The organism is Dyadobacter luteus, assembly GCF_003383615.1.
Taxonomy (GTDB): domain Bacteria; phylum Bacteroidota; class Bacteroidia; order Cytophagales; family Spirosomataceae; genus Dyadobacter; species Dyadobacter luteus.
On the sequence record NZ_QNUL01000056.1, the window covers coordinates 1 to 2,627 of the forward strand.

General features: G+C 44.2%; 2 protein-coding genes. Both read right to left on the bottom strand.

Features of this window, described 5'->3' with window-relative positions:
- Positions 1-120: 120 nt before the first annotated feature.
- A complete protein-coding gene (gene istB / locus DSL64_RS28755) occupies positions 121-870 on the bottom strand; it encodes an IS21-like element helper ATPase IstB (RefSeq protein ID WP_115834425.1) in 750 nt (249 codons plus the stop codon).
- Positions 871-891: 21 nt separating this feature from the next.
- On the bottom strand, positions 892-2,442 hold the full coding sequence (gene istA, locus DSL64_RS28760; RefSeq protein ID WP_115834426.1) for an IS21 family transposase: 1,551 nt from the start codon (positions 2,440-2,442) through the stop codon (positions 892-894).
- Positions 2,443-2,627 lie beyond the last annotated feature (185 nt).

The following is a 2,627-nucleotide window of genomic DNA, read 5'->3' on the forward strand; positions in this document are numbered from 1 at the left end:
TGGGTATTTCGGAGAAGTTGACCACCTGATTCCGTGGCAAATTGACCACCTAATTAACTGGCGGCCGGTAGTAGAAAATGCTAGTAGAAGCGATTCAAAATTAGTAAATAAAAGTTATAATTATTCGTAGCTGTTTTCGAGCTCCGTTTTTCGTTTTCTTCTCATTGATTCGCCCTTTAATTCAACCCTGTGTGCATCATGTACGATACGATCTAAAATGGCATCAGCAATGGTTTTTTCTCCTATTACTTCATGCCACTTGCTTACAGGCAACTGAGAAGTAATTATCAGGGATGTTTTTCCGTGCCTGTCTTCTATGATTTCCATCAGTGCTGCCCGGCTCTGGGCATCGAAAGGCTGGATACCAAAGTCGTCCAGGATAAGCAGTTGCTGCCGTTCTATCTTTGTAATCTCTTTGATGTAAGATCCATCCGCCTTGGCCATTTTGAGTTTGGCAAACAATTTAGGAGTACTGGCATACATTACGCGGTAGCCAAGTATGCATGCCTGATGACCAATCGCAGATGCTACATAGCTTTTACCGATTCCGGTACTGCCTGTGATCAATAGGTTTTCATTTCGGCCAATAAAGGAGCATTCTGCCAGGCGCATGATCTGATTACGGTCAATACTTCTATCAGCATGATAGTGGATATTTTCGACCATGGCCTTATAGCGGAACCGTGCGTACAAGATCTGGCGTTCGACCCGGCGGTTATTTCTGTCATCCCATTCAGCGTCAACCAGATGGGCTAAAAGCTCATCCGCCGTGTAATCATTAGTCTTTCCACTTTCCAGGCTACTTTTAAAGGCATGGAACATGCCGTAAAATTTTAGCTTGCGTAACTTTTCCAAAGTGTTTGTGTTCATTTTTATTAAATGTTTAAAGGATTATTGATAATAGTCTTCGCCTCTGATATTATCGTGTTTGGGCATGGGTAATTCGTCTGCAAACAGGCTGTCTTCATATTGATCCATATTTTTTTCCAGTATAGTCTGGATTGTTTTATAGTTGTAGATACCATAGCTTAAAGCCCTTTGGCACGCGCTGATCAGGCGTTGTTCACCAGCTTTCTTCGCAAAAGAGAGGATACCAATACAGGAGCGGTAGGCCTGTTCGGGATGCTGTTTGCGGTCCAGGATTTTAAGAATATACAACCTGACATCTTCATGGATCGAGGAAGCCCACTCCAGGAATCGATCTGGTGTCCAGTCCGTTACGAAGCGGTGTGTACTGGCCAGATGTTCTTTATCGGTAGAATAATTATAGGGACTTTTAAGCCTTTTATGAAGGGCGATACGTTCGTAATGATAATATGCTTCAACCACAGAATTGGAATACAACAACTTGACTTTCTTGCCGATAAACCGGTACGGGACACTATAATAGTGCTTGTCAACGCTCAGGCAGACATGCCCGTTCTTCATTACAGTGGCATGTAGCTGCTTTTTGAACTCGTAATGCAGGATCGGAAGCGGGGCCAGAGCACTGCGCTCAATTTCTTCAAACTGGAGTCTGCGACTGTAATTACGGCCCCGAAGCAGTTGGTTATTATGAGCCTCGAGAGCAATCAATATAGCTGCGTTTAACTCTGTCAGTGAGTTGTAAACCTGCTTTCTTAAAGGCGCATAAATGCGACTGTAAACGATTTTGACAGCACCTTCCACCAACGCCTTATCTCTTGGCCGGTAAGCGCGTGTAGGTAATATTGTAGTCCCATAATGATCAGCAAAATCGGCAAAGGCCTCGTTCAGTGTAGGTTCGTATTTGTTGCTTTTTATAACAGCAGCTTTAAGGTTATCCGGAACAATTGCTGCCGGCACACCACCGATATAATGAAGTGCATTCTCGCAAGCTGCGATCAGATCTTCTTTTTGCTGGCTGCTAACTGCTTCCACGTAAGTGAGCTGACTAGCTCCCAGGATAGCCACAAACACTTCAACCTCAGTTAATTCACCAGTCTCTTTATCTACGATACCTAATTTAACGCCTGCAAAATCGATGTACAGCTTATCGCCAGCCTTATGGTCCTGATGCATCACAGGGTTAACGCGGGCCTTCCATTTGGTCAGATGAAAGCAAAACTGGGTATAAGCAAACCCTTCCGGAAATTCCCTTTTATAGGCTTCCCAAAGCATATGACGGGTAACACCTGTCCGTTTTAATTCTTTATCTATTTGCGGAAAACAACGTTGCAGATTCAACAATCTGTCTTGCGGTGGCTGCTGTTTAACAGTTCCGAAAAAGTCATCCAGCTCTTTATCATTCAGGCTGTTGATCTGTTCAAAGGTAAGTCCGCTCGCATCAAAAGTGGCCATGTACTTCTTAGCGGTATTGCGGGAAACACCTGTCTGTTCCGCTATCCAGAGCTTGCTGCGGCCCTGGCTGTACATCCGTAAAATCTGTCTTATTTTGCTCAGGCTGATTGTCGAATTGGCCATACCTTTTACACGATTGGTTCGTGCCAAAAATATGGTTGATTCTACAGCATTTTCTAATCTCTCAGGTGGTCAGTTTACTCCGGAATCAAGTGGTCAGTTTGATCCGAAATGGGGTGGTCAATTTCGTCCGGAACAGGTGGTCAGTTTAAACCGAATTGGGGTGGTCAGTTTCACCGAATTTTCCA